Here is a 20,230-nt window from a genome sequence, read left to right as displayed (position 1 = left end):
CCGCTCAGGGTTAGTCGGGACCTAAGCCGAGGCCGAAAGGCGTAGGTGATGGGCAACAGGTCGAGATTCCTGTACCACCTCCTTCCCGTTTGAGCGATGGGGGGACGCAGGAGGATAGGGCGAGCAGGCGGCTGGAAGAGCCTGTCCAAGCAGTGAGGCTGGCCAGTAGGCAAATCCGCTGGCCGGAAGGCCAAGCTGTGATGGCGACGGATTGATCCGGAAGTCCCCGATTTCACACTGCCAAGAAAAGCCTCTAGCGAGGGAAGAGGTGCCCGTACCGCAAACCGACACAGGTAGGCGAGGAGAGAATCCTAAGGCGCGCGGGAGAACTCTCGTTAAGGAACTCGGCAAAATGACCCCGTAACTTCGGGAGAAGGGGTGCTCTTTCGGGTGAAGAGCCTGGAAGAGCCGCAGTGAAAAGGCCCAAGCGACTGTTTATCAAAAACACAGGTCTCTGCGAAGCCGAAAGGCGACGTATAGGGGCTGACACCTGCCCGGTGCTGGAAGGTTAAGGGGAGCGCTTAGCGGAAGCGAAGGTGCGAACCGAAGCCCCAGTAAACGGCGGCCGTAACTATAACGGTCCTAAGGTAGCGAAATTCCTTGTCGGGTAAGTTCCGACCCGCACGAAAGGTGTAACGACTTGGGCGCTGTCTCAACGAGAGACCCGGTGAAATTATACTACCTGTGAAGATGCAGGTTCCCCGCGACAGGACGGAAAGACCCCGTGGAGCTTTACTGCAGCCTGATATGGAATTTTGGTATCGCTTGTACAGGATAGGTGGGAGCCTAAGAAGCCGGAGCGCCAGCTTCGGTGGAGGCGACGGTGGGATACCACCCTGGCGGTATTGAAATTCTAACCCGCACCCCTTAGCGGGGTGGGAGACAGTGTCAGGTGGGCAGTTTGACTGGGGCGGTCGCCTCCCAAAAGGTAACGGAGGCGCCCAAAGGTTCCCTCAGAATGGTTGGAAATCATTCGGAGAGTGCAAAGGCACAAGGGAGCTTGACTGCGAGACGGACAGGTCGAGCAGGGACGAAAGTCGGGCTTAGTGATCCGGTGGTTCCGCATGGAAGGGCCATCGCTCAACGGATAAAAGCTACCCCGGGGATAACAGGCTGATCTCCCCCAAGAGTCCACATCGACGGGGAGGTTTGGCACCTCGATGTCGGCTCATCGCATCCTGGGGCTGTAGTCGGTCCCAAGGGTTGGGCTGTTCGCCCATTAAAGCGGTACGCGAGCTGGGTTCAGAACGTCGTGAGACAGTTCGGTCCCTATCCGTCGCGGGCGTAGGAAATTTGCGAGGAGCTGTCCTTAGTACGAGAGGACCGGGATGGACGCACCGCTGGTGTACCAGTTGTCCCGCCAGGGGCACCGCTGGGTAGCTATGTGCGGACGGGATAAGCGCTGAAAGCATCTAAGCGTGAAGCCCCCCCTCAAGATGAGATTTCCCATCGCGTTAGGCGAGTAAGATCCCTCGAAGATGACGAGGTCGATAGGTCCGAGGTGGAAGCGTGGCGACACGTGGAGCTGACGGATACTAATCGATCGAGGGCTTAACCTAGAAAAGCGCAGGCGAGCCGGAGCTAGACAGTACGAAGCGCGGCTTCTTCCGACGGTTATCTAGTTTTGAAGGAATGAAAAAGGCCTTGACAGCTCATCACGAATCATTATAATAATAAATGTCTAAAGCGATATCTCTCAGTAATGGCTCAGCGATGGGCAGTTACGTGATCAAATCACACTTTGATAAGGATATTATTATGATTCCGCAGTAGCTCAGTGGTAGAGCAATCGGCTGTTAACCGATTGGTCGCAGGTTCGAATCCTGCCTGCGGAGCCATCGTGGAGAGCTGTCCGAGTGGTCGAAGGAGCACGATTGGAAATCGTGTAGGCGTGAATAGCGCCTCAAGGGTTCGAATCCCTTGCTCTCCGCCATTATCCATCAGCATGGCCCGTTGGTCAAGTGGTTAAGACACCGCCCTTTCACGGCGGTAACACGGGTTCGAATCCCGTACGGGTCACTTTTCGTGGAGGATTAGCTCAGCTGGGAGAGCACTTGCCTTACAAGCAAGGGGTCGGCGGTTCGATCCCGTCATCCTCCACCACTTTCAAACATACAAAACAAAGTTCATCGCCTTATTGAAATTCTATCGTCGCGGGGTGGAGCAACGAGCATTTGCTTCATCGAATACGCTGCGAGTTGCCTCGACGCATCGAACATCTTTGAATCAGCTGGTAGAGGAAGAGGCAACAGACATTTAAACGAAGCTCAGTGCATGGTCGGAACAAATTTATCTTTTATCATCGCGGGGTGGAGCAGTCCGGTAGCTCGTCGGGCTCATAACCCGAAGGTCGCAGGTTCAAATCCTGCCCCCGCAACCAATAAGGTCCCGTAGTGTAGTGGTTAACATGCCTGCCTGTCACGCAGGAGATCGCGGGTTCGAGTCCCGTCGGGACCGCCATCTTTAATTAGGTAAAGTAAGGATAAGGCAGCTCAGTCGGTAGAGACGAGCATCAGCATCATCGAGTTGGCTGCGAGTTGCCTCGACGCATCGATCATCTTTGAATCAGCTGGTAGAGGAAGAGGCACAGAGCAATCAATGAGCGAGTTAAAAAATAACATACGGCTCGGTAGCTCAGTCGGTAGAGCAAAGGACTGAAAATCCTTGTGTCGGCGGTTCGATTCCGTCCCGAGCCACCATGAAATATTAAGAATGAGCCTGTTCATTTTTTGATCCGTATTATGCCGACTTAGCTCAATTGGTAGAGCAACTGAATCGTAATCAGTAGGTTGCGGGTTCAAGTCCTGCAGTCGGCACCATTCTTGGAGGGGTAGCGAAGTGGCTAAACGCGGCGGACTGTAAATCCGCTCCCTTTGGGTTCGGCGGTTCGAATCCGTCCCCCTCCACCATTTAAATAAAGGGGCATAGTTTAATGGTAGAACAGAGGTCTCCAAAACCTCCGGTGTGGGTTCGATTCCTACTGCCCCTGCCACTCTTATCATGGCGACTATGGCGAAGTGGTTAACGCACCAGATTGTGGCTCTGGCATGCGTGGGTTCGATTCCCACTAGTCGCCCTTGAAAAATGGCATTGGGGTATAGCCAAGCGGTAAGGCAACGGACTTTGACTCCGTGATGCGTTGGTTCGAATCCAGCTACCCCAGCCAATGTTGCGGAAGTAGTTCAGCGGTAGAACACCACCTTGCCAAGGTGGGGGTCGCGGGTTCGAGTCCCGTCTTCCGCTTTTGACTAGGGCGGCATAGCCAAGTGGTAAGGCAGAGGTCTGCAAAACCTTTACCCCCGGTTCGAATCCGGGTGCCGCCTCCATCTAATGAATAAAATTTTATTGACAAACAAAAGTTAAGAAGATATAATGGTAGATGTCGCGCCGATGTGGCGGAACTGGCAGACGCGCACGACTCAAAATCGTGTGGGGTAGCCCCCCGTGTGGGTTCGACTCCCACCATCGGCATCGAAAATAGGAGAAAGGCTTTAGGCACAAGGGGTTCACGTAAGTGGAATCCCTTGTTTTTTATTTACCGAATACGATTCGAGAGAAGAAAATCGTGTTCGGATATTGATTTTAAATGAACAAATGTAATTATGAAGAAACTGAAACCCCTTAAACTGAAACCCTTTAATGGGTTAACCGTATATAAAATTTGAAATGTTTGTTATAATATACAAATGGGGGGTGTTGAAATTGAAGAATAAAAATATAGGTTTTGTTTTTGTGTCACTCGGTTTCGTTTTCTTGATGTTGTCATTAACTCTTACCTTGCCTACCCCTATATGGAGTGTATTGCTTGGTATAAGTATAATTTCAAACATTACAGGAACTGCAATTTTAATGCGTTTTATAAAAAATTCTCAAAAAAGTATAAGAAATTTTTAAAGTGACTTTCTTTGTATGGTCGCTTTTATTTACTATAGATGAGCAAATTTTCTAACTCACACTTCGCACCCTCTCGACAAAAATCGAGAGGATTTTTTATCTTCCTGTCGAATAAAACCTTGAAACACAAGGAAAGCAAAGGAGTTTGCCCATCATGGACGTTCGAATTCGGGCCATTTATGGTGGTTGTTGGTTGAAACGTTTATTTCAATAGTCAATATTTAAAGATAGTCAAGGCTAACCGGTTTCGTCCTAGCGACTATCGCCTTCCTAGAAAGCCGGTGAGAAACCGCTGTCACACCCCGATCGGCGGCATTTTCATTCAGAAGAGAAAGCGGATTCTGCAAGGTTTTTCTAATTGAGAAATGAGCGGAATCAGTCGTTTTTGCACTAAATCACCAGTCTCCTAGAAGGACGAAACCAAAAGAAAAAGCGACGCTCCAAAGAGAAGCGCCACACGCAAGTAATCCCAAACGGAAACCCGACCTTTGGGAAGGGCTTCTGTATAAAACATATTATCATCTCCCGACATGTATCTGTAGATGACACGAGTGTTGATTATCCAAAATTATACATACGCCTTCCATAAATTTGGGCATACTCAAACAAAGCAGCGGCCATCCCGGATTTCCAATCGAGAGGAAGCTGCCCAGAGAAAAAACGGCGAACGAACGAAATGAAGGAAAGAGAGACGTTCGTCTGTTTTTTGGTTTGATCATACAGCCATCGCAGCAACACATACGCGATGAACGCCGCAAACAGTTGGTTGTATACCGCATTTTCCGTCGTGCCAAACAAGGTCGGGACATTCAGATATTGCTTCACCCAACGGAAAAAGACCTCAACAGTCCAACGTTGTTGGTACATGTCGGCAATGGTTTCCGCAGACGCATGGAAGAGGTTCGTCACGACCCGAATGTCGCGGCCATTCGCATCTCGAAAGATCACCACCCGGTGACGCTTGGTGGAGCGGCATTGTTTCGTCCCCAACTGGCACGTGAAGTCGGCTTGAACCGATGAGGATGTGCTGGAAAGGCGTTTCAAGCTTTTTTTCTGATGAAGTTCGATGTTGTCCTTCATCCGAATGACAAAGAGCTGATGCTGCTCCACAAATCGATCGAGGCGTTCGATTTTGAAATACGCCCGGTCTTCCACCAGCACTTGTTGAGCGTTCGTCAACTGTTCTCCCACCGGGCCATCATGACGCAGTCCGATGGTTTCCACCACGTCTGCCGGCAACGAGGATTCCGGCGAATACGCGACGTGCAGCTTCACTCCGGCGCGTTCGCCGTGATACGGCGCCCATGGCAGGCGGTTTTTCCCGACCGTGACGGTCGTCGAATCCACCACCCGAAGCGGTTTGGGAAACCGAAGCGAACGGCGGGTTTGGCGGTTGCACTTGGAAATGATCAACGCCAACAAGCGTTTCATGATGTCATAGGGAACTTCTTTCGCTTTCTTGGATACAGTCGAATAATGGAATCGCGGCAATCCATACAGAGGCCCCACATCGGCTCCGTGGCGAAAGCTTTTCCATTGATGCATGGCGGCCAGCAGGAAGAAGTGAATCAACTCGCGCAACGTAAAGGTTCGAGACGAATCACGATACCCAACCGCTTCGGCAATCAGTTGAATCTCTTCATCCGAAACAAGTTTTTGCATCAAATTCGGGAGTGTGGTATGCTTGTTCATAGAGAGCACCTCCTGGGTTTGTTTGTGTCGCTACTCACATTCTACAGGAAAGGTGCTCTTTTTTCTATACCCTTTGGATTTTATTGGATAATCAACACGCCTGATCTCGTTCATCTTGTCGACGCCTTGACGACCAAGGGATTTTCGGGGACATTGACGGATGTCCGGTACTGGAGTTTTCACCCGAATCATCGAACAACACTGAGCCACTTTTTCACGAAAAGCCCTTGGAACGAGGAAAAACTGCTTGAGAAGCTGCAAGAATGGATCCTTCGCCAGATCGAACGTCTAGCCAAACGGGAGAATCAACCCCTTTTTGTTTCGATTGATGATACCATTTGCCAAAAAACAAAGCCTTCGTCACGGGCCGCCCACGCCATTCAAGGGTGTGATTGGCACTACTCGCACAAAGATCATCAATCCGTCTGGGGGCATTCGCTTGTTTGGCTGATGGTGCATACCTTCACACAAGCGTTTCCGTTCGCGTTTCGTCTCTATGATAAGGCGGCGGGAAGAAGCAAAATCGACCTAGCGATCGAGATGCTTTCCTCGCTCAAGGGGAAACGGGCTCAGCCGGTGTATGTGCTCATGGATTCGTGGTATCCGTCCCAAGCGCTCATCGAAGCCTGCCTGAAACAAGGATTCCATGTCATCGCCATGCTCAAGACGAACCGGATTCTCTATCCGAAAGGCATCGCCATCCAAGCGAAGAAGTTCGCCCATTATATCGAGCCCAACGACACCCGCCTCGTCACGGTGGGGAAGGAGCGTTACCGCGTGTATCGCTACGAGGGAGCGATCCATGGTCTCGATGACGCGGTGGTGCTGCTGGCTTGGAAGGCGGATGAACCGATGACGCCAGATCATCTCCATGTCGTCTTGAGCACCGACCGGGAGCTAGGCGATGAAGAGATCTTGCGTTACTATGCCCAGCGCTGGACGATCGAATGCTTTTTCCGGCAGGCCAAAGACCAGCTGAAGCTCGATGGATACCGTGTTCGTCACATTCGGGCGGTGAAACGGTATTGGGCCGTGGTGCTGTTCGCCTGCGTATACAGCATCGCGGAATCTCAACAAGACCTCTCTTCCGGCCTGGAGCTTCTTCGGTCTCGGAAAGGGCACAGCGTCGTCGAGTTCATCTATGACGCCGCAAAACAAGATATTCCCATTGATGTGATTAAAAAACAGCTCCATGTCGCCTAAGGGGGACCCTGTTTGTCTCTTAGGGAATGGAAATTACTGTAATGAAAAATGCTCATCTACACAGGCGTGTTGATTATCCAATAAAATCCAAAGGGTATAGAAAAAAGAGCACCTTTCCTGTAGAATGTGAGTAGCGACACAAACAAACCCAGGAGGTGCTCTCTATGAACAAGCATACCACACTCCCGAATTTGATGCAAAAACTTGTTTCGGATGAAGAGATTCAACTGATTGCCGAAGCGGTTGGGTATCGTGATTCGTCTCGAACCTTTACGTTGCGCGAGTTGATTCACTTCTTCCTGCTGGCCGCCATGCATCAATGGAAAAGCTTTCGCCACGGAGCCGATGTGGGGCCTCTGTATGGATTGCCGCGATTCCATTATTCGACTGTATCCAAGAAAGCGAAAGAAGTTCCCTATGACATCATGAAACGCTTGTTGGCGTTGATCATTTCCAAGTGCAACCGCCAAACCCGCCGTTCGCTTCGGTTTCCCAAACCGCTTCGGGTGGTGGATTCGACGACCGTCACGGTCGGGAAAAACCGCCTGCCATGGGCGCCGTATCACGGCGAACGCGCCGGAGTGAAGCTGCACGTCGCGTATTCGCCGGAATCCTCGTTGCCGGCAGACGTGGTGGAAACCATCGGACTGCGTCATGATGGCCCGGTGGGAGAACAGTTGACGAACGCTCAACAAGTGCTGGTGGAAGACCGGGCGTATTTCAAAATCGAACGCCTCGATCGATTTGTGGAGCAGCATCAGCTCTTTGTCATTCGGATGAAGGACAACATCGAACTTCATCAGAAAAAAGCTTGAAACGCCTTTCCAGCACATCCTCATCGGTTCAAGCCGACTTCACGTGCCAGTTGGGGACGAAACAATGCCGCTCCACCAAGCGTCACCGGGTGGTGATCTTTCGAGATGCGAATGGCCGCGACATTCGGGTCGTGACGAACCTCTTCCATGCGTCTGCGGAAACCATTGCCGACATGTACCAACAACGTTGGACTGTTGAGGTCTTTTTCCGTTGGGTGAAGCAATATCTGAATGTCCCGACCTTGGTTGGCACGACGGAAAATGCGGTATACAATCAGCTGTTTGCGGCGTTCATCGCGTATGTGTTGCTGCGATGGCTGTATGATCAAACCAAAAAACAGACGAACGTCTCTCTTTCCTTCATTTCGTTCGTTCGCCGTTTTTTCTCTGGGCAGCTTCCTCTCGATTGGAAATCCGGGATGGCCGCTGCTTTGTTTGAGTATGCCCAAATTTATGGAAGGCGTATGTATAATTTTGGATAATCAACACTCGTGGAACGAGATGCTTGATGACCGGCTTCGAGAAATAAAGCGCCAATCCCAGCGTCATGAAAAACTTGTGGATTCCTTGATGATGTGCTAATCTATTCATGAGACATGAACCTCCTTGTGGGTAGTTGGTAGCACATCTATTCTAACCAAGGAATCGGGTTCATGTCTCCTTTTTTGTTTAGTTGTCAATTTATGTTAGTAAATTTGCTCATCTACAGTAAATATTTAAACTTTCGACAATATGTTTAAGGAAAGGGGCTGACCCCATAGCCATCAAGTGAAGCCTTGGAGCGAGTAGCTCCAAGGCTTCACTCTTCATCTTTGGAGGCTGTGACCGTGAGAATATGAAAAGATAGGCATGCCAAATACACCTTCCCTATAGAAGGTTTTTTTATGGTATGAGACGGGAATTCCTTACGACAACGGCATGATGACCAAACTCTCGATCATGTCTAAAGCGCTCTTTTTTGTATAACGCCTTGATTTTTTTCCGTGTTGAGCGATCATGTCACACAGTTTGAAAAGGAGTTGGGCAGCTAGCACCTCGGAACACCATAAGGCTTGAAATCAATCCATCCCCCACTCCTTGATCATACTCATCGCCTTCTATTCGCTCAATTCCTTTTTCTGTTTTCGATAGAGCCATTCTCGCATGGCAAACATGACCGTAGAGCTGATCAATAAGGCAATCAACGTTCCATACAAGTGGCACTGAAAGCGAGCCCCTTTCATCGGTTTGAATCGATGAATGTGAAACAGGGATTTCCATGTTTTAAATATCACCTCAATTTGCCAGCGAAGAGAATACAGCGTATGAATGTCATGCAAGGAGGTATAAATCGCTGGAATATTGGTGATATATACATATATTGGGTGGGGACGTCGCGTCACGTACGCGGCCCCTTTTTGTTTGGCCTTCTGTTTCCATTGTTCTTCCTTCTGTTGTTCCTGTTTTTCGGTCAGCCGATACACAATGAGTCGCGGTTGATGAACTTTCTTTCCACTGACATACACATCTTCCAGTTCTATGGTTTCTCCGGGTTGCAGCATCGCAAGGAAATCCTCTGGTTCCCATTTTCGAAATTGATCCCCTTCTTTTTGGTAAATCCCTACATTGTGTTTGAGCCGCGAAATGTAAAAGGCTCCGGCATCATGAATCGCTTGCAATCCCTCAAGAGAAAAATAGCCCAAGTCTTTCAAACAAAGGTCTCCTTCTTGAATGGTCGATCGAAGGGACGCTCCGTAGGCGGCGTCATGATGACGAGCATCCCCAACGTCCACATGGAGAAACTTCCCTTCTAGAGGGCTGGTGATTTAGTGCAAAATGCTGCTGAGTTCCACCTATTTCTCAATTAGAGAAACTGCAAAGAATCAGTTTTCTTTTCTGAATGAAAATGCCTCCAATTGGTGTGTGACAGCGGTTTTTCACCGGCCTTCTAGACATTCATATTCTAACTGAATTTTCACCCCAGGCCCCGCACATCCCTTGTAAATCCCTTGGATCTCAGGAGGCAGTTGAAACGACGTGGAATCGAGAATGCGAATCCGGCGAAACAGCGAATGTCTTTGACACACGTGACGGGCCTCCTGCGTCTGATGAATCAGCAGTTTTTCGAACACCGCTTTGAGGAAACTCACTGCTTTTTCGTTAAACCGTTGATTGAGCCCTTCCGCACTCAGAGAGGTGTTTTGCTTGAGAGCTAGAGCACTGCAGAGCTGCACCAATGATTTTTGACCGCCTTCTTCCTGGAGAAATGTGCAAAGTGCCACGAAATCATGGGCGCGCAACTTCCCCTTTCGTTGAATAAATCGATGATCTCGGGCCATCTGTTCCAGCTCATCACACGATAACACGCTTCGTAATCCCTCTAAAAAACAATGCCATTCCTCTTGGAGAGATAAGGACGTCTTCAAAAAAACCCCCTTTCTAAGACATGATGAAGTCCTCAAAAGGATGGTCAAATGAGGCATAGATTTATTCTTGTTTTCTTAACTTGATGGCTATGGAGGGATCCCCTGTTTGTCTCTTAAGGTGTGGAAATTACTGTAATGAAAAATGTTCATCTACAGTAATGTTGTTGATTTTCTTGTTTGACTAACAGACAGTAATGTTCAAAAAAGGATTTTTTCAACCACTTGCATAATATATAAAAGTAGTTTGCTAATCTAACGACTCGGTAGGGGGAGTATTATGGACATAAAAATACATAGTGATTTTTCTAATGCAAATCTTGATGAAATGAGAGAAGTTTATTGTTCTGTCGGTTGGACAAAGCATACAAACGAGATTATTAAGCAGGTTTTTGAAGCAAGTAATGTTATAGCATTGGCTACTGTAAATGGTCGAATTATTGGATTTGGAAGAGGGATTTCAGATGGTGTTTTTAATGCTGCAATCTATGATGTTGTGGTCCATCGAGATTTTCAAAAGCAAGGGATAGCTAAAAAAATTATGGAGTTTTTATTGGATAAACTAAGTAATGTTTCTTGTGTGCATTTAATCTCAACAACTGGAAATGAAGAATTTTATCGGAAACTAGGATTAAAAAGGGTTAAAACAGGAATGGCAAGGTATTTAAATCATGAGCTAAGTGACGAGTATTTAGAGTAAGAAATAAATTCTCTTGTTGAGATTACGTTTAATTCTTGTAGAACATTAAATATTATTGTCTATTTTTGGAGGTACGTATGGGAAGAGTCAAAACATTACTTGATAAAAATTATCGAACTGGCTGGAAGAAGCCATCATCAAGATGTATCAAAGCGGCATGAGTACACGGGAAATTGGCAAGTTTATTGAACGAATTTTAGGAAATGCGTATTCTCCCACGACGATCAGTCATATCACGGATGTCGTAAAGGAAGACATTGAGAAATGGCACACTCGTCCTCTACAAAAGGGTTATTCGGTCTTATATTTGGATGGTTTATACGTAAAACTTCGCCGCGATACGGTAGAGAAAGAAGTCATTTATGTGGTGTTAGGAGTCAATGAAGAAGGATATCGCGAAATTCTTGATTTCTTTGTGGGAGGACAAGAAAGTACCTATGGATGGCAGGAAATTCTCCAAAACCTTTACAAAAGAGGCGTCAAGGAAGTGCTTTTAGGGGTATTCGATGGACTACCGGGTCTAGAAGAAGCCTGTCAGGCGGTGTATCCGAAAGCCGATGTACAGCGTTGTGTCGTTCACAAAGTCCGTAACACCCTCAGCCGTGTTCGGAAAAAAGACCAATTCGAAATGGCAGAGAACCTCAAGCTGATTTATCGCGCGCCGAATAAGGAGATGGCATTACAGATGTTTCGACAGTTTGAATCGAAATGGTCGAGCAAGTATCCGAGAGAAGTTCAATCTTGGGCCAATGAGTTGGATGTCCTCCTAACATTTATGGATGCAGTATTCGAAGTGTGATTTACACGACGAATGCCATCGAACGAACGATCAAGGAAATTCGGAAACGTCTCAAGCCGATGAACCGTTTGAGCAGTGTAGAAGCCGCGGAAAAAGTCGTGTATTTAACCATTCAAGATTTTAATGAGAAGTGGGCAGGGAGAAAGTTACGAGGATTTGCCGAAGCGCATGAAGCTCTTCAACGAATGTTTGAAGAACGTTAAATTTAACCAAATAATGTAAATATAAAACCAATAAGATCAGGGGATTCTCCCTTTTCACACAATAAGCTGAATATTCAGTCTATTGTGCAAGGGAAACTAATCCCATATCCATTCCAAATCTATTTCAGAGATACCCTATCTTGCATTACACAAAATTCTTGACATTACCAATTGGAGGAAATTAACTGATGATTATCAAAAATGATAAAGATATCATTCAACTGATTAAAGAAGACGAGTGGATGATGGATATATTAAGAGCAGTAAAATCATTAAATTTACCTGATTGGTGGGTCTGTGCTGGATTTGTTCGTTCGAAAATATGGGATATGTTACATGGCTTTAAAGAAAGAACACCTATTCCAGATATTGACGTTATTTATTTTGATGATACCAATATGGACGAATTAGAAGAAAAGAAGTTCGAAATTAGGTTGAGAAATATCCTTCCTAACTCACATTTCGCACCCTAACAAGGTCAAAACAAAGGATTTTTTATTTAGTTTTTCAGAATAACTTTTTGACCAACACAACGAGCGATGGCTATCCTTTTTTTACCATCGCTGGTCGTTCCGTATGACGTTACACGTAAATGCTCTCATCCAGCCCCAACCCCTGCAGAATCCTTCGTTGTTCAGGGGTGAGGGAGCGATCCAGTGAGCGTTGGATGCGCCCATCCGGCAGCTCCAGGAGGACGACGTTCACATATTGAAACAGCTGAAAAATCGCCTGTCCCGTCGGCCGGGTCAGCTTGCGGCCTCCAGGACCCTTCAACGGGTGTTCTGGAGTAATAAACTGACGCACTCGGCGCTGAAAAACGCGGTAAATCGCCAAGGCCAACAGAAACAAATAGCCTAATACTGCGACCCGTTCTGGTTTTTTGACGTAAATCTCATCCGTGAAAAACGGATCTTTCAAAAAAGCGAAGTTCATTTCCACCGAGATCTGCCCTTTATATAGCTTCAAGATCTCTTGGGCATCCATTTGTTGGCCCTTCCATTCCTCCGGAACGGTCGTGACGAGGACAAACCGGGACGCTTTCCGTCTTGCCTGTTCCCACGCGTTTTGGTCGAATTCGACGTCAAGGCGCAAGAGATACCGCGTCTCCATCTCGGGTTCCACCCCTTTTTTCGGCCGTCCGCGCCGTTTTTTCGGGCGTACGATCTCTTCGACCGCGGCCTTGACCTGATGAAACCGTGGGCGAAGGGACATCTTGAGGGACGCCAAGGCTTGTTCAGCGTCTTCCCGGCACGAGAAAGGGTGGCGCTCCCAATGGGCTTGTTCCTCGCGAAGAAGCTCCGCTTCTTTGGTTCGTTCTTTTTCGAGCGTCTTTCCTTTTCGCTGGTCGAGCGCACTCGATTCGACGACGATCAGCCGAACGGGGTGGCCTTCATAGGTGGAGGATGTTTCCCATACCCGGTACGTGGCGCCGTTTCTCTCCGCCAGCGTAAAGGGTTCGCTCCACGGGATGTGAGGCGAATCGGCCTCCGCTAATGCCCGTTTCACGATCCGAAGCGACGAAGGGCCTCGGGTGATCAAAAAGGCGTTGGCCGCTTTGGTTTGCGCCAGAGTGTCTTTTGTCATCGCGGCGGAATCGGCCACGTAAATCCATTCGTCTTCCATCTTGGCTTGTTTGAGCTGTTCGTGGACACGGGACAGCACCTCCGGATTCCACGTTTTGTCAGGCAGGTTGCCGTCGTGCACATCGCCGTAAAACGGGATGCCGTCCTCGTTGCCGACCAGTCCGAAACCGATCTGTTTTTGCCAACGATGATGGCGGTTATAGCCATGTGTGATTTGTAAGGCCTCTAACGAGGCCGATTCATACGCGCCGTAAACGGTCTTGTCCGTCGTATCGGCGTGAAAGGCTCGGAGGGAAAGGCCTTCTTTGCGATAAATGTGAATCAAGCAAGTGCTGATCACCTTGTGAATATCGGCCTCATACAAGCGGTCGAGATGACGAGCCAAGGCATCGTCGTTCAACCAGGAAGGATGGAGACCGGGACGGATGAGTTTCTCTAGATCGATCTCCTGAGCCCATCGTTCCACGTGAACGAGGGCTTGCCGGCCGTCAAACATATTGTAGATGATGGCCTGAACGGCATCGCTGACTCGAGTCTGGCACTGTGGATCAACGGGAACGAGATGGTCAATCAATTGGGGCAGGCCCAGTTTCTTGAATAGGGCACTTATTATATTCAAATAATCATTACGATAGACCTTTTTGACTTGAACGTTCATGAGAGAAAAACTCCTTCACTTTCCTTGTGTGTCAAGGATTCATTCGACATCGGAACGAAAAAATCCTCCCGATTTTCGTCGAGAGGGTGCGAAATGTGAGTTCCTAACATTCCTTGGTCAGTGAAAAATGAGGCAAGAATGCATATTGTTAATAATATTTCTCCTTATTCATCTTCCGTAGATGCTATATCAAAGTTTCCAGAAACAGCAACATCTTTAGGTGTAAAATTAGATGAAAAGAATGACATCATCTTGGTTTCTCCTTGGGGAGTAGATGATGTGATTAACTTGGAAGTAAAACCGACACCCTATTTTAAAGAATCAAAAGAGTTATCAAAGATTTACGAAGAACGGATAACGAAAAAGAACTGGAAAAATATTTGGTATAAGGTTAAAGTTTTTCATATTGAAAATTCTTATTAAACTCCCATAGCAGAACAGAATTTTTCCTTAATCTGTGGTGCCGCGAAGCGATGCATGGTTGGCGAACGGGGCAGTTTAGTTTAAAAGAATGTAAAATTTTCCTTTTTAAGGTATAAAATGGTTCATCACCGAAAGATGTACTTGACTTTTAGGAACAAACATGATATTATCCCTCCCGGTTGAACAAAAATAACAAAAAATGGCAATAAATCTTTTTGACGTTTTTATCATGAAAAACGTTTTTTGTCAAGTACATTTTGTGGTGAAGAGCCTATAAAATGAAAAATGACATGTAAAATGACGTGCGAATGGATATTCATTTTGGCCCTTCATTTTTTACTTTTATAACTGTAGATGAGCAAATTCGCTAACATAAATTAACAACTAAACAAAAAAAGGAGACATGACAAAAAACAGCTCCATGTCGCCTAAGGGGTCCCCTGTTTGTCTCTTAGGGAATGGAAATTACTGTAATGAAAAATGCTCATCTACAGTAAATATGAAGAAGAACTACGTATTAATGGGAATAAAATAAAAGTTCCGAATGAAGGGTATTTTGGAAATTTAGCCTTTATCCTGTATAAGTATTCTAAAGATAGGGAGGTGTCTACACATGATTCGAGTTCAAGTATCTTGCATAGCTCTTTTAAATGATAAGATTGTCATGATAAAAAAAAAGGATAAAACTTCGGCAGTACATGGCTATTTTATTCCTCCGGGTGGTCATGTAGAATTACATGAGACTCTAGAACAAGCTTGTAAGAGAGAAATGTTTGAGGAAACTGGTTTAATAGTCGATGATTTAGAATTACGTGGTGTGGTTTCGTTTATAGCACATACAAGTGACTACCACTCTGTTTGCTTTTGGTATATGACAAGAAATGTAAAGGGGAAATTAGAACTAAAGGAGCCAGAGAAATTGACCCCACATCTAGTTGAAATAGAAACATTATATTATAACAAGGAAGTGACAGATTACCACAGAGCTTTTATAAAAGAAATTGTTGAAAAAGGAAATTTTCTAAATGGGATAGTTGAATGGTGTAAACCAGATAACTCTATAAAATGGAGTATATTGGAAAACACACCTAAAAACCCTGAGTATCCCAGATACAATAAGGAGGATAACCATGGGGAACATTCAACCAAGGCAGTTGATGACGGCAAGCGGCCGGCCGATTGTCGTACGGACGGCATCACCTGAGGATGCCGAGCGTGTCGTTGCGTTTGTGAAGGCGGTGACGGCGGAAGCGCCGTATTTGCTGACGACGGAAGCGGAAGTGGTGATGACAAGCGAGCGGCAAAAACAATGGCTGCAACAAATCATTGATGATCCGGGAAAGTTGGCGATTGTCGCCGAGCATGACGGGGAAATGATCGGATTGTTAGATTTTCATAATGGCCATAAGCAGCGAACTAGACACCAAGGATCCTTCGGCATGAGCGTGAAAAGCGATTTTCGGGGCCAAGGGGTCGACAAGGCGCTGCTTGCGGCGCTTCTTGATTGGGCAACGGAACATCCGTTCATTGAAAAAGTGTGCCTTGAAGTTGTCGCGGATAATACGAGTGCGCTTCGATTGTATCAAACGTTTGGGTTTGTCGAAGAGGGGGTGAAGAAAAACGCCGTCAAAATCGATGACAAGACGTATTGGGATTTGATCTTGATGGCCCGCTTTGTCAAATAGGGGGACGGGTGGCATCAAAAGTTTTATGAAAATTCCACCCAGACCATCCGATTGAGCATCGGAGGGATGCTCAAGGCCGGATTCGCCCTTGACCAACATCCGCTAAAGGTGGGAAAGAGTCATCAAGGGCGACGGGGACAAAAAGAAGGCAATTGAAAAGCTGCCCTTGCCTTTACCGAATGTTACCTTTGGCGGTGTTCGGTTGGTCAAGGGTTCGCTTCGCCGAATCCGGCAGGTTTTCTCTTTAATCTGTTCACTCTTTTCGATAGTGTCTGGATCTGCTCGATGAAATGATCCATTTTGCTCCACCCCTCTGCACAACATTTATATGTCCTTGACGGACCATTTATATCCCCCTTTGCTAAATTTTTAGCGAAACATTTACCGAAAGTTTTGTATCTTTTATAGTATAATACAGATGACAATGATTTGATGAGTGGGGGAATGGACCTTGAAAAAACGGAAGAAATACGCGGCGGCGAGCGTGGCGTTGGCGTTGGGGCTGCTGGCTCCTTCGTTTGGGCCGACGGCGGTGGGCGCGGAGGATCGGGATGTCGTCAAGCTGCGCATTTTGGAGACTACCGATGTACATATGAATCTCGTTAACTATGATTATTTCAAAGACAGCCCGACGAATGAGTTCGGGCTGTCGAAGACGGCGCGATTGATCGAGCAGGCGCGCGCTGAGCAGCCGAATACGCTTCTGTTTGACAACGGGGATTTGATTCAAGGAACGCCGCTTGGCGACTATGTGGCGAAAGTGAAGCCGCTGCAAGATGGCGAAGTGCATCCAGCGGTGAAACTGCTGCATTTGTTGAAGTATGATGCAGCGACGGTGGGAAACCATGAGTTCAACTATGGCTTGGATTTCCTCCATGAGGTGTATGACGATGCCAAGCTGCCAATCGTCAATGCGAACGTGTACCGCGATGACCATGATCAAAATCCAGATAACGATGTCAACTATTTCACACCGTATCACATTTTCGCGAAAGACGTCGTTGATGAGGACGGAGAGACACATACGCTGAAGATCGGCGTCATCGGCTTTGTGCCGCCGCAAATCATGGATTGGGACAAAGCGAATTTGCAAGGGAAAGTGATAGCGAAAGACATTGTGCAGTCGGCACAAAAGTATATTCCAAAAATGAAAGCGGAAGGGGCCGATTTGATCGTCGTGCTGTCGCACTCGGGCATTGAAACCGGCGGAAACAGCCCGAATATGGAAAACGCCTCCTATTATTTGACGCAAATTCCGGGGGTCGACGCCGTGTTGACCGGCCACCAGCATAAAAAATTTCCGGCGCTTCCGGGAACGACGCCCGATTTTCCGGATGGGAACGGTATCAACAATGAAACAGGCACGATCAACGGCGTTCCGGTGACGATGCCGGGGGCGTGGGGCGATACGCTTGGGGTTATTGATTTGACGGTTGAGCAAGTCGATGGAAAATGGAACGTGACGCAAGCGAAAGCCCAGCTTCGCCCGGTGTACGACAAGGCGACGAAAACGCCGTTGGTTGACAGCGACCCGGCCGTGGAGCAGGCGATCCAAACGGAACATGAAGCGACGATTCAGTACGTCCGCAGCCCGGTTGGAAAAACCACGAGCCCGATCAATAGCTATTTTGCGCTGATCAAAGACGATCCGTCCGTGCAAATGGTCACGAATGCGCAAAAATGGTATGTCGAAAAGATGTTGAAAGGGACGAAATATGAAGGCCTTCCGGTGCTGTCGGCCGGCGCTCCGTTCAAAGCCGGCGGGCGCGGTGGACCGAGCTATTACACGGATATTCCGGCGGGGGAAATTGCCATTAAAAACGTCGCCGATTTGTACTTGTATCCGAATACCGTGTATGCGCTCAAAATTACGGGAGCCGAGTTGAAAGAATGGCTTGAGTGGTCGGCAGGGCAATTCAACCAAATCGACCCGAACAAGACAGACGTTCAGCTGCTTGTGAACAACGACTTTCCGACGTACAACTTCGACATTATTGATGGTGTAACGTACGAGATCGATGTCACCGAGCCGGCGAAATACGACAAAAACCAAAATGTGATCAACCCGAAGGCGAATCGCATTAAAAATTTGCGATTCCAAGGCAAGCCGGTGACGCCGAACATGGAATTTATCGTTGCGACGAACAACTACCGGGCGACGACGAACCGGATCATCAATCCGGGCGGGAAAAACACGATTTTGGCCGCACCGGATGAAAACCGGCAAGTCATCATCGATTACATTCGGGAAAACGGAACGATCAACCCGTCGGCGGATGGCAACTGGACCTTTGCGCCAGTGAAAGGGAAACAACCGGTGACCGTTTCTTTTGAATCGTCGCCGGAAGCGCAAAAATACTTGCCGCCAGACGGCAGCATCCGCTATGTCGCTAACTTGCCAAGCGGATTTGCCCAATATGAGTTTGCCTTGCCGCTTTGGAAGAAAGAAAAGCCTAATCCGCCAAAGCAGCCGGAAAAGTCAACCCCTCCTCGGGGGCACGGGAAAAAAGTCTACTGGGACGGCGTGGAGCTGAAAAAAGGGCAAATCGGCCGCCTGACGGTGCAAAAGCCGATCAATCTATGGAAACGGACGAAGGATGGGCGCCTTGTGTTCGTCCGCATCTTACAGCCTGGGGAAGTGTACCGCGTCTACGGGTATGACGCGCGCTTCGGCGGACAGTATGCGGTCGGTGGCGGGTATTACGTGACCGACATCGATACGCACATCCGCTACGAAACGCCGTCAAAGGAGAAGTTGAAGTTGGTGAATGGGGAGTAAGCAAGAAAGTGGGGCTGTCCGAATGAATGGGGCAGCCTCGCAAATAACGGTAGGAATTTTACTTACTGTCGGCATATAATAATTATGGAATTGAAGAAGTGGAAATAGGCGGCCATAAAATAAGCATTTATCATCGCGAAAAAACGATTTGCGACATTATTCGATACAGAGAAAAAAATGGATACAAAAAATCCTCCCGATGTTCGTCGGAAGGGTCGAAAGATGAGATCAAGCACACTGCCTTGCGCTTCCTCAGCAGCGGACAAGGCAGTGTGTTTTGTCTCCATGACAGAGGGATGATCATGCCATGGCTGCGATGAGTCGCTTATTCAGTCATTGCCCTTCGCTCGAGCGGATCGCTTCTCCTAGTTATGGCTGGAGGGCAAGCGGGCGAACGGCTGCGGAAACAGTTGTTTTTCTCGGAACCCAAACGGAAACCGAACCGCCATTGACTTTGAATTCTCCCCATCCATCACTGTTGATGGTGACGGTGTCACTCCGATTGCCGGTAAGGTCATAGAACACTTTTCCGGCATGCTGTTTGCCCACGTACATCCACTTGCTTCCTCCAGGTCCGTCGGTAATCAGCGCGGCGAGTCCGGAGCCGGGTTTGTCGGCGATGCCTTCCCTTGTCCAGCCGATGATATCCGCATGATCCAGATAATCATGCTGCGTTCCGTAAGCGTAATCACGACGCGCGAGAAGGAGCGGGTCTAGTTTGCTTTTCAACGAAGGAATGTTATATTGCGGAATGCCATAATAGTCGCCATAAAACACGCATGGATACCCTTCTTGGCGCGTTAAAATAAAGGCGTAAGCTAACGGTTTGAACCAAGGATCCACCCACGATTGCAACGCTTGGCCGGGTTCCGTGTCATGGTTGTCGACGAAGGTGACGGCCAAGGTCGGCTGGTCTTTCATGAGAGTATTGGTCAGTAATGTGCGCATGTCAAATGCGCCCCCTGATTTGGAAGCCGTATAAAATTTGTTGTGCAATGGGGCATCGAACAAAGACATGGTTCCGTTTGTTTTTGTAATGTAATTGTGCAATTTGTTAATGTCATACATCATCCGGCAAGTACCATTCAAAATACTGCATCATCGTGCCGTTCAAAGGAGCGGCATCAGCCGATGACGTTGGGCCGCCGAAGAACGAAAGGACGAGCCAGCAGGTGATGAGCCATACCATCGCTTTTCGGCCTAATTTTTGAAGCGTTTTCATGACATATTCTCCTCCCTTTCTTTATTACGCTGGCTTGGAGCATCCGTGGCATAATCATTGAGGAAACGATTGCACAGAAAAGACAAGGAAGGTGGCGATGCATCCAAGTATGTCTACATTATAGTGGATGTTGATAGCGGTTTCAACGGCGAATTTTCAACAAATAGATCGG

General features: G+C 47.7%; 7 protein-coding genes, 15 tRNA genes, 1 rRNA gene and 9 pseudogenes (1 of these 32 cut by a window edge). 26 read left to right on the top strand and 6 right to left on the bottom strand.

The window, feature by feature from the left end; translation table 11 throughout:
• The 16 genes from GC56T2_RS14295 to GC56T2_RS14220 form a co-directional block, all read left to right on the top strand.
• Window positions 1-1,559: ribosomal RNA gene (locus tag GC56T2_RS14295) — 23S ribosomal RNA — on the top strand (it extends 1,372 nt beyond the left edge of the window).
• Window positions 1,560-1,763: 204 nt separating this feature from the next.
• Window positions 1,764-1,838 (top strand) — tRNA-Asn (locus GC56T2_RS14290).
• 4 nt (window positions 1,839-1,842) lie between these two features.
• Window positions 1,843-1,933: transfer RNA gene (locus tag GC56T2_RS14285), tRNA-Ser, on the top strand.
• 14 nt (window positions 1,934-1,947) lie between these two features.
• Window positions 1,948-2,019 (top strand) — tRNA-Glu (locus GC56T2_RS14280).
• Window positions 2,020-2,027: 8 nt separating this feature from the next.
• Window positions 2,028-2,103, top strand: a tRNA-Val gene (locus GC56T2_RS14275).
• A 200-nt stretch (window positions 2,104-2,303) separates the two neighbouring features.
• A tRNA-Met gene (locus GC56T2_RS14270) sits at window positions 2,304-2,380 on the top strand.
• Between the two features lie 4 nt (window positions 2,381-2,384).
• Window positions 2,385-2,460, top strand: a tRNA-Asp gene (locus tag GC56T2_RS14265).
• Between the two features lie 163 nt (window positions 2,461-2,623).
• Window positions 2,624-2,699, top strand: a tRNA-Phe gene (locus GC56T2_RS14260).
• 44 nt (window positions 2,700-2,743) lie between these two features.
• Window positions 2,744-2,819: transfer RNA gene (locus GC56T2_RS14255), tRNA-Thr, on the top strand.
• 5 nt (window positions 2,820-2,824) lie between these two features.
• A tRNA-Tyr gene (locus GC56T2_RS14250) sits at window positions 2,825-2,909 on the top strand.
• A gap of 9 nt (window positions 2,910-2,918) precedes the next feature.
• Window positions 2,919-2,992, top strand: a tRNA-Trp gene (locus GC56T2_RS14245).
• A gap of 11 nt (window positions 2,993-3,003) precedes the next feature.
• Window positions 3,004-3,076 (top strand) — tRNA-His (locus tag GC56T2_RS14240).
• A gap of 15 nt (window positions 3,077-3,091) precedes the next feature.
• Window positions 3,092-3,166 (top strand) — tRNA-Gln (locus GC56T2_RS14235).
• 5 nt (window positions 3,167-3,171) lie between these two features.
• A tRNA-Gly gene (locus GC56T2_RS14230) sits at window positions 3,172-3,243 on the top strand.
• Window positions 3,244-3,252: 9 nt separating this feature from the next.
• Window positions 3,253-3,326, top strand: a tRNA-Cys gene (locus GC56T2_RS14225).
• A 60-nt stretch (window positions 3,327-3,386) separates the two neighbouring features.
• Window positions 3,387-3,471 (top strand) — tRNA-Leu (locus tag GC56T2_RS14220).
• 981 nt (window positions 3,472-4,452) lie between these two features.
• On the opposite strand, the gene GC56T2_RS14210 is transcribed toward GC56T2_RS14220, so the two are convergent.
• The gene (locus GC56T2_RS14210) at window positions 4,453-5,586 is read right to left on the bottom strand and encodes an IS4-like element IS5377 family transposase (RefSeq protein WP_015375695.1); all 1,134 of its coding nucleotides are present in this window, start codon (window positions 5,584-5,586) and stop codon (window positions 4,453-4,455) included.
• Between the two features lie 105 nt (window positions 5,587-5,691).
• Here GC56T2_RS14210 and GC56T2_RS14205 point away from each other — a divergent pair.
• Window positions 5,692-6,789: pseudogene (locus GC56T2_RS14205) on the top strand (IS701 family transposase); the annotation flags it as partial.
• Between the two features lie 164 nt (window positions 6,790-6,953).
• Window positions 6,954-8,086 (top strand): annotated as a pseudogene (locus GC56T2_RS14200) (IS4-like element IS5377 family transposase).
• A gap of 423 nt (window positions 8,087-8,509) precedes the next feature.
• Here GC56T2_RS14200 and GC56T2_RS14190 read toward each other — a convergent pair.
• Both GC56T2_RS14190 and GC56T2_RS14185 read right to left on the bottom strand, forming a co-directional pair.
• Window positions 8,510-9,409 (bottom strand): annotated as a pseudogene (locus GC56T2_RS14190) (IS4 family transposase).
• Window positions 9,410-9,523: 114 nt separating this feature from the next.
• Window positions 9,524-10,009: pseudogene (locus GC56T2_RS14185) on the bottom strand (IS4 family transposase); the annotation flags it as partial.
• A gap of 277 nt (window positions 10,010-10,286) precedes the next feature.
• Between GC56T2_RS14185 and GC56T2_RS14180 the strand changes: the two are divergent.
• The 3 genes and pseudogenes from GC56T2_RS14180 to GC56T2_RS14170 form a co-directional block, all read left to right on the top strand.
• Complete coding sequence (locus GC56T2_RS14180; protein WP_144976074.1) at window positions 10,287-10,706, top strand: GNAT family N-acetyltransferase; 420 nt, start codon at window positions 10,287-10,289, stop codon at window positions 10,704-10,706.
• A 112-nt stretch (window positions 10,707-10,818) separates the two neighbouring features.
• A pseudogene (locus GC56T2_RS14175) lies at window positions 10,819-11,708 on the top strand (IS256 family transposase); the annotation flags it as partial.
• Window positions 11,709-11,896: 188 nt separating this feature from the next.
• A pseudogene (locus GC56T2_RS14170) lies at window positions 11,897-12,163 on the top strand (nucleotidyltransferase family protein); the annotation flags it as partial.
• 127 nt (window positions 12,164-12,290) lie between these two features.
• On the opposite strand, the gene GC56T2_RS14165 reads toward GC56T2_RS14170, so the two are convergent.
• Window positions 12,291-13,949, bottom strand: coding sequence for an IS1634 family transposase (locus GC56T2_RS14165; RefSeq protein WP_144972777.1), 1,659 nt, complete (start codon window positions 13,947-13,949; stop codon window positions 12,291-12,293).
• Between the two features lie 99 nt (window positions 13,950-14,048).
• Here GC56T2_RS14165 and GC56T2_RS14155 point away from each other — a divergent pair.
• From GC56T2_RS14155 to GC56T2_RS18390, 5 genes and pseudogenes are all read left to right on the top strand, one after another.
• Window positions 14,049-14,372, top strand: a pseudogene (locus tag GC56T2_RS14155) (nucleotidyltransferase family protein); the annotation flags it as partial.
• 613 nt (window positions 14,373-14,985) lie between these two features.
• Window positions 14,986-15,576, top strand: a complete 591-nt coding sequence (locus GC56T2_RS14150; RefSeq protein WP_144976072.1) for an NUDIX hydrolase — start codon at window positions 14,986-14,988, stop codon at window positions 15,574-15,576.
• Complete coding sequence (locus tag GC56T2_RS14145; protein WP_144976070.1) at window positions 15,503-16,057, top strand: GNAT family N-acetyltransferase; 555 nt, start codon at window positions 15,503-15,505, stop codon at window positions 16,055-16,057. Before GC56T2_RS14150 ends, GC56T2_RS14145 begins: the two co-directional genes overlap by 74 nt.
• Before the next feature lie 451 nt (window positions 16,058-16,508).
• Entirely contained in the window at window positions 16,509-18,836 is a 2,328-nt protein-coding gene (locus GC56T2_RS14140; RefSeq protein WP_144976067.1) for a bifunctional 2',3'-cyclic-nucleotide 2'-phosphodiesterase/3'-nucleotidase, read from the top strand.
• Window positions 18,837-18,916: 80 nt separating this feature from the next.
• A pseudogene (locus tag GC56T2_RS18390) lies at window positions 18,917-19,018 on the top strand (type IV toxin-antitoxin system AbiEi family antitoxin domain-containing protein); the annotation flags it as partial.
• A gap of 187 nt (window positions 19,019-19,205) precedes the next feature.
• Here GC56T2_RS18390 and GC56T2_RS14130 read toward each other — a convergent pair.
• Window positions 19,206-19,898 (bottom strand): annotated as a pseudogene (locus tag GC56T2_RS14130) (alpha-amylase domain-containing protein); the annotation flags it as partial.
• The gene (locus GC56T2_RS17870; RefSeq protein WP_172706361.1) at window positions 19,897-20,058 is read right to left on the bottom strand and encodes a hypothetical protein; all 162 of its coding nucleotides are present in this window, start codon (window positions 20,056-20,058) and stop codon (window positions 19,897-19,899) included. The gene GC56T2_RS17870 and the pseudogene GC56T2_RS14130, both read right to left, overlap by 2 nt.
• Window positions 20,059-20,230 lie beyond the last annotated feature (172 nt).

This window comes from Geobacillus sp. C56-T2, assembly GCF_007829715.1.
GTDB lineage: Bacteria > Bacillota > Bacilli > Bacillales > Anoxybacillaceae > Geobacillus > Geobacillus icigianus.
The sequence above is the reverse complement of the archived record's forward strand: the minus strand, read 5'-3'. Positions and strand labels throughout refer to the sequence as shown.